General features: G+C 64.9%; 7 protein-coding genes and 1 pseudogene. 7 read left to right on the top strand and 1 reads right to left on the bottom strand.

Annotated elements, in window-relative coordinates; translation table 11 throughout:
- Nucleotides 1-365, top strand: a pseudogene (locus BJQ90_RS16955) (hypothetical protein); the annotation flags it as partial.
- Nucleotides 366-449: 84 nt separating this feature from the next.
- Nucleotides 450-2,027 carry a polysaccharide biosynthesis tyrosine autokinase gene (locus BJQ90_RS16950; protein ID WP_226761383.1) on the top strand — a complete coding sequence of 526 codons (1,578 nt, stop codon included), beginning with the start codon at nucleotides 450-452 and terminating at the stop codon, nucleotides 2,025-2,027.
- 66 nt (nucleotides 2,028-2,093) lie between these two features.
- Here the strand turns inward: BJQ90_RS16950 and lepB are convergent, their stop codons facing one another.
- Nucleotides 2,094-2,807 (bottom strand): signal peptidase I, encoded by a 714-nt coding sequence (gene lepB, locus BJQ90_RS16945; RefSeq protein ID WP_226761382.1) that lies wholly within the window; start codon nucleotides 2,805-2,807, stop codon nucleotides 2,094-2,096.
- Between the two features lie 131 nt (nucleotides 2,808-2,938).
- Here lepB and paaA point away from each other — a divergent pair, with 131 nt between their 5' ends.
- The 5 genes from paaA to paaE are packed head-to-tail and all read left to right on the top strand — an operon-like array spanning nucleotide 2,939 to nucleotide 6,994.
- A complete protein-coding gene (gene paaA, locus BJQ90_RS16940) occupies nucleotides 2,939-3,970 on the top strand; it encodes a 1,2-phenylacetyl-CoA epoxidase subunit PaaA (protein WP_226761381.1) in 1,032 nt (343 codons plus the stop codon).
- Nucleotides 3,967-4,272: a 1,2-phenylacetyl-CoA epoxidase subunit PaaB gene (gene paaB, locus BJQ90_RS16935; RefSeq protein WP_091251167.1), complete on the top strand. Its 306-nt coding sequence runs from the start codon at nucleotides 3,967-3,969 to the stop codon at nucleotides 4,270-4,272. Before paaA ends, paaB begins: the two co-directional genes overlap by 4 nt.
- A complete protein-coding gene (gene paaC, locus BJQ90_RS16930; RefSeq protein ID WP_413463708.1) occupies nucleotides 4,269-5,219 on the top strand; it encodes a 1,2-phenylacetyl-CoA epoxidase subunit PaaC in 951 nt (316 codons plus the stop codon). The genes paaB and paaC overlap by 4 nt, the downstream gene beginning before the upstream one ends.
- Before the next feature lie 2 nt (nucleotides 5,220-5,221).
- Entirely contained in the window at nucleotides 5,222-5,746 is a 525-nt protein-coding gene (gene paaD / locus BJQ90_RS16925; protein ID WP_226761380.1) for a 1,2-phenylacetyl-CoA epoxidase subunit PaaD, read from the top strand.
- 15 nt (nucleotides 5,747-5,761) lie between these two features.
- Nucleotides 5,762-6,994, top strand: coding sequence for a 1,2-phenylacetyl-CoA epoxidase subunit PaaE (paaE, locus tag BJQ90_RS16920; RefSeq protein WP_226761379.1), 1,233 nt, complete (start codon nucleotides 5,762-5,764; stop codon nucleotides 6,992-6,994).
- The last annotated feature ends 105 nt before the right edge of the window (nucleotides 6,995-7,099 follow it).

Genomic DNA, 7,099 nt, shown 5'->3' with positions numbered 1-7,099 from the left:
TGGAAGTGGAAGTGGAAGTGGAAGTGGAAGTGGAAGTGGAAGTGGAAGTGGAAGTGGAAGTGGAAGCGAAGTCAGTTTCTGCACGCGCGCAGCCGCCAAAGCCAACTCCAGCAGGCTGGTTGCAGACTTCCGATGCCGTTGACGCAGTGCAGATCGGCGAGGACTTGCTGGTCCTGACCGAAGCCGAGCTCACCAGGCTCAGCGGCATCGGGCCCATAATCTGGCAGTCCGCCCAGAGGCCAGTCTCAATGCAAACTTTGGCCAGGCGGATCGAAGCCGAGCATGGATTACCCGAAGGCTATGAGGAATTGCTGGAAGCGGCCGTGGACGGCCTCATCACCAGTGGGTTGCTCCTGCGCGGTTAACATGCACACCAACGCGGTCACCGTACCGTACAGTAAATTTTCGTGTGGGTCGTTCGGGCCAGACACGGGGGAGAGGACCTAAGCGTGACTGGTTTTGAAACGGCCGACAACAACGGGCAGATTGCGGCGGGGCTCGGGCTGGCGGACTATCTGCGCATAGCTCGGGCCCGTTGGAAGGGCATCGTTGCCTTCACCCTCGCATTGACCTTGATCGCCTTCTGCTGGGCTCTCTTGCAGCCAAAGATCTACTCCTCACAGTCCAGCGGGATTGTCGTGGCCGGCGGTTCGGACGACCTGACCATGTCTCTCATGAGCGAGAACCTGGCGCAGACGAAGGCCGCCAAGTACGAGTCGGTGGCCAAGTCCAGGCTCGTGGCCGAGCGCGTCGTCAAGGCACTGGGCCTCACCACTTCGCCGGACGCACTTCTTGGGTCCGTGACCGTGTCCGTGCCCAAGGAGAGCGCACAGATCGCCGTCACCGCCACCTCCACAGATCCCAAAATGGCGCAACGCGTTGCGGATGCATGGGTCGTTGGTCTGTCCGAGCAGGTAAAAGAGGTGGAAAGCATTCAGGCCGTTGAAGGCTCGAACGTTGTTCCAGTCCCTGTAATCCGCGTAGTTCCGCTGGGCGAAGCCCTCCTGCCCACTTCCCCGACGTCCCCCAATATCAAGGTTGATCTTGGCATCGGGGCTATGGCCGGATTGGCTCTCGGGCTCCTCTACGCCATGCTTCGCCACCATCTGGACCGCCGGCTCCGTAGCCCCGCGGTCATCGAACGGAGGTTTGGGGTCCCAGTTCTCGGCACTATTCCGGTGGACCACCGTCTGGATGGAAGAAGCACCGTTCTGGAAGATGGACTCAGCCCAGCCGCTTCGGGTCCAGGCTCACATGCGATCAACGAGGCGTTGAGGGAGCTGCGAACGAATCTTCAGTACGTCGACGTCGACAATCCTCCTCGGATAATCGTCGTGACCAGTTCGATTCCGGCCGAGGGCAAGTCAACGGTGACAGCCAATCTTGCGGTTACTATGGCTGCCGCCGGAGAAAATGTTATCGTCGTCGATGGCGATCTGCGCCGCCCTACAGTTGCTGATGTCTTCAATCTCGTTCCCGGAGTAGGCGTCACCGACGTCCTGAGTGGCCATGCCGAACTGGATGACGTGCTGCAGGAGTGGAGCGCGATGCCGAACCTGCGCGTGCTAGGGTCCGGCCGGATCCCGCCGAACCCCAGCGAACTGCTTGGATCGCTGGCCATGAAGACTTTGCTCCGGACGCTTGCGCAGCAGGCTATTGTGCTGGTCGACGCTCCGCCCTTGCTGCCCGTGACGGACGCCGCCGTCCTCACCCGGGTCGCCGATGGAGCTATCGTTGTCGTCAGGTCCGGAAAGACCACCGATGACGAGCTCGGAAAAGCTCTCGGCAACCTGGCCCGGGTCAACGGAAACGTGCTGGGCACCATCCTCAACAGAGTGCCCACCTCCGGTGCAGACTCCTTCGGGTACTACACCGCGTATCAATCGCACGAGCCGGAACCGGAGCAGGTATCCGTCGGATCCGAGCGGGACCGCCTGGAACCCGCACCCGTCTACGACCAAAGCGCCGAATCTCCTGCGCGTCCGGCGACGCGGTTGCCTGCGGGAAGCCGGACGTCCTTTGATTGAGCAGTGAAAATATCCCTTCGGAGCAAATCAACCGCTCCGAGGGGATATTTTTGTTTAAGGAGCAAGTCAGCTAACTCCGCCAGCGCGATTTAGCGGCCAGAATACGCCCGCAACCTCGCCGACAACTGCTGAGGTGTTGATCGTCCTGATGCAGTCGCGGGCTTCGCTCGTCACACCCCGGCAGTTGATGGCGGAATCAACCGAAACTGAACGGTGGTCGCCCAGCACCACGAGCTCGCCCTCGGGAACGGTGAACGAGGGAACGCACCGGAGTGATCGGGGACTGCTCTGGCAGTCGAGGATTCCGGCCTCAAACGGCAGATCCTCAAACAGGTAGGGTTCGTCCAGTGGCTGGCCGTCGACGCGCAGTTTGCCGTCGGCCCCGCAGCAACTAATGGATTGGCCGCCGCTCGCCACCACCCGTTTCACCAGGAACTGCTCGTTGGAGGGGCCGATCCCGGTCAGATCGCCAAATGAGCGGGCCAGCCCGGAGACTCCGCCGCTGCGAGGCGCTGCGTATTCCGCCTGCCAGCTCTCCGGACGGGTGAACACCACGATGTCGCCGGTCTTCGGCCCGGCGCCGGCGTAGGCAATCCGGTTCACCAGGATTCTGTCCCCGCCGTCCGCGGAACCCTGCAGCGTCGGCTCCATCGATCCGGACGGGATCCGGTACGCCTTCACCAGGAACCCCTGCACCAGGGAGACGGCCACCAGGGCAATCAGCATGTTGCGGGCCACGGACGCCCAAAGGGGGAGCTTCTTGCCGGCGCGGATATTCACGAGTTCAAGCTACCACCGGGGTGCGGACTCACTGCCGCGACTTCGGCCCGGGTGCTTGACGCATCTCCCGCCTTCCGCATATCCTGAACGAACGGTCGGTAATTATTTATCGGAAATGCATAGGAGCAACCATGGCAGCGCAGACCCTGCAGTCAGTGCCCGGAGAGCCAACAGCGGCACGGCACGAACAGAGCCTCGAAGATGCGGCCCGGCGTGACGCCGAAGGCCAGGCATACTTCGACAAAGTCATGGCGGATGACTCGCGGATCGAACCCCGCGACTGGATGCCCCCCGCATACCGCAAAACCCTGCTGCGCCAGATCTCCCAGCACGCCCACTCGGAGATCATCGGCATGCAGCCGGAAGCCAACTGGATCTCCCGCGCCCCCAGCCTCAAGCGCAAGGCCATCCTGATGGCCAAGGTTCAGGACGAGGCCGGACACGGCCTGTACCTGTACTCTGCCGCCGAGACCCTCGGCCAGCCGCGCGACCAGATGAACCAGGACCTGATGGACGGCAAGGCCAAGTACTCCTCCATCTTCAACTACCCCGCCCGCACCTGGGCGGACATGGGCGCCATCGGCTGGATGGTCGACGGCGCTGCCATCGCCAACCAGGTGCCGCTGTGCCGCGCCTCCTTCGGCCCCTACGGCCGAGCCATGGTCCGCGTCTGCAAGGAAGAATCCTTCCACCAGCGCCAGGGCTTCGAGATCCTGCTCGAACTTTCCCACGGCACGCCCGAACAGAAGCAGATGGCCCAGGACGCGGTCAACCGCTGGTACGCCCCGGCCCTGATGATGTTCGGCCCGCCGGATGACGACTCGCCCAACTCCAAGCAGTCCATGGCCTGGAACATCAAGCGCTTCAGCAACGACGAACTGCGCAACCGCTTCGTCGGCATGATGATGGAGCAGGTCAAGGTCCTGGAGCTCACGCTCCCGGACAAGGACATCCGCTTCAACGAAGACACCAAAAAATGGGAGCACGGCCCGCTGGACTGGGATGAATTCCACGAAGTCCTCGCCGGCCGCGGCCCCTGCAACGCCCAGCGCCTGGAACGGCGCCGCGAAGCACACAACAACGGCACCTGGGTCCGCGAAGCCGCCGCCGCCTACGCGGAAAAGCAGAGCCGCCAGCAAGCAGAAAAGGAATCCGCAGCATGACCACCCCCGAACCGCACGCAGGAAACGTCTGGCCCATCTGGGAAGTCTTTGTCCGCTCCAGCCGCGGCCTCTCCCACGTCCACGCCGGATCCCTGCACGCGCCGGACGCCGCCATGGCCCTGCGCAACGCCCGCGACCTCTACACCCGCCGCAACGAGGGTGTCTCCATCTGGGTGGTCCCGGCTGACGCCATCGCCTCCAGCGATCCGGACGCCAAGGGCGCCTTCTTCGAATCGCCCCAGGGCAAGGACTACCGGCACGCCACGTACTACACCAAGAGCGAGGGCGTGAAGCACCTGTGAGCACCACACCTGAAACTGCGGCAGCCGCGGCCGCTGCGGCAGCCGCAGCACCAGAAACCGCCGGCGACGGGGACATCTCCGTCGGCGTCAAGGGCTCCGGCAACAGCGGCGAGGCCACGGCCAGCGCCACCCGCATCACCCCCGGCAACGCCCTCCGCCCGGAGGACATCGCCCTGGCCGTCAGCCGCGGCACCGCCAAGCCGAGTGAAGACGTGGCCGAGTTCGCCCTGCGCCTGGGCGATGACGCCTTGGTCCTCGCGCAGCGCCTGGGCCATTGGATCTCCCGCGCCCCGGAGCTTGAAGAGGACATCGCCCTCGGCAACATCGCGCTGGACCAGCTGGGCCATGCCCGCTCCTTCCTCAGCTACGCGGGCGGACTCGACGGCCGGACCGAGGATGACCTCGCGTACTTCCGCCGCGAACCCGAATTCCGTTCCGTCGAGATCTTCGAACTCCCGAACGGCGACTTCGCCGTCACCATCGCCCGGCAGTTCGTCGTCAGCTACTACCAGTTCGAGCTCTACCGCCGGCTGACGCAGTCCACCGACGCCACCCTAGCCGGCATCGCCGCCAAGGCGGTCAAGGAAGTGGACTACCACCGCGACCACAGCGCCCAGTGGGTGCTGCGCCTCGCCCAGGGCACGGACGAGTCCCGGGCGAAAATGATCCACGGCTTCAAGGTCATCTGGCCCTACGTGGACGAACTGTTCCGCGACGACGAGCTCACCGCCCGCCTCGCCGCGACCGGTGCAGCCGTCGAGCCGTCGAGCCTGCGCGCCGACTTCGACCGGCTCACCGGCGAGGTCCTCGCCGCAGCCGAACTGGACGTTCCCACGGTCCAGCCCGCCCCGGGCGGCGGACGCAAAGGACTGCACTCCGAACACCTCGGCTACCTGTTGGCCGAAATGCAGGTGCTCGCCCGCGAGTACCCCGGAGCAAGCTGGTAGCCATGCCTGAGACGGACACCAAAACGGCCGAGCAGAAGGCCTGGGACATCGCGGCCACGGTCTGCGACCCGGAAATCCCGGTCCTCACGGTTGCGGACCTGGGCATTCTCCGGAACGTCCACTTGTTCGACGACGGCGGGCCGGTCCCCGCGGTCCAGGTCACCATCACACCGACCTACTCCGGCTGCCCCGCGATGGACGCCATCCGTGACGACCTGACCGCGGCGTTCCAGAATGCCGGCTACCCCCACGTCCGGGTGGAACTGGTGCTCTCCCCGGCCTGGACCACTGACTGGATGACGGATTCCGGCAAGGCCAAGCTGCAGGAATACGGCATCGCGCCGCCCTCCGGCCACTCGGCCGCCGTCCGGCACGCCGGGCCCATCCGGCTGTCCCTTGCCGTCAAATGCCCGCAGTGTTCATCGCTGAACACCAAGGAACTCACCCGCTTCGGTTCCACCTCCTGCAAGGCGCTTTACGTCTGCCAGGACTGCAAGGAACCGTTCGACTACTTCAAAGTTTTGTAAGGAACAGGTGCTCCCATGACTGTTGTCCGCCAGACCGCCGCTGAAACGGCTGCAGCCACCGGACGCCGCCGCGCGTCCTTCCACCCGCTGACGGTGGATGAAGTCCGCCGGCTCACCGATGACGCGATCGAGGTCACCTTCGGCGTTCCGGCCGAGCTCGCCGGCCAGTTCGATTACCTCCCGGGCCAGTACGTCGCCCTTCGCACCACCCTCCCGGACGAGACCGGTGAGCCGAAGGAAATCCGGCGCAGCTACTCCATCTGCGCCGAACCGCGGAGCTTCGCGGACGGCAGCAGCGAGATCCGGGTCGCCATCAAGAAGGACCTCGGCGGACTGTTCTCCACCTGGGCCAACGCCGAGCTCGAGGCCGGCGACGTCCTGGACGTAATGAGCCCGATGGGCGCGTTCGTGTCCAAACACGGCCGTGACGGCAAAGAGCAAAACCTGATGAACTCGATGAACCACCCGGAGGAGATGGCCGGCGAACTCGCGGGGGAGCCCGGCTCCTTCGTTGCGATCGCGGCCGGCTCCGGGATCACCCCGGTCATCGCGATTGCCCGCACGCTGCTCGCGGCGCATCCGGAAACCCGCTTCGACCTGGTCTACGCCAACAAGGCCGCCATGGACGTGATGTTCCTCGAGGAGCTCGCCGACCTGAAGGACAAATACCCGGCCCGGCTCGCCCTGCACCATGTGCTCTCCCGCGAACAGCGGATCGCCCCGCTGCTCAGCGGCCGGATCGACGCCGAAAAGCTCCAGGCCCTGCTGGGGACCGCCATCCACGCCGACGACGTCGACGAGTGGTTCCTGTGCGGACCGTTCGAGCTCGTCCAGCTCTGCCGGGACACTCTGGCCGAGCGTGGCGTCAACCCGGACCACGTCCGGTTCGAACTGTTCACCACCGGAAAGCCGGACCGCCCCGAGGGCAATGCCGGCCGTCCCGTCATTGTGGACGAGTCCCAGGCAACCTACAAGATCACCTTCAAGCTGGACGGCCTCCAGGGCGAGGTGGCCAGCCCCACGCACGCCCGCGAATCGATCCTGAACGCGGCCCTGCGGGTCCGCCCCGATGTGCCGTTCGCCTGCGCCGGCGGCGTCTGCGGAACCTGCCGCGCCAAGGTGATCACCGGTGCGGTCACCATGGACGAGAACTACGCGCTGGAGCAGGATGAACTGGACAAGGGCTACGTGCTGACCTGCCAGTCGCACCCCACTACTCCGGAAGTCACCGTCGACTTCGACGTCTAACCGTCTAACCGTCTGATCCCGCTTCCCGCCCCGACCCCAGGAGCCCCATGATTTCCCTGTCCATCGCCGACGGCATCGCCGAGATCGTCCTTGACGCCCCGCACA

The organism is Arthrobacter sp. SO3, assembly GCF_020532825.1.
In the GTDB taxonomy this organism is placed as follows: Bacteria; Actinomycetota; Actinomycetes; order Actinomycetales; family Micrococcaceae; genus Arthrobacter.
Note: the sequence above shows the minus strand (reverse complement) of the source record. Positions and strands in the feature narration are given on the sequence as shown.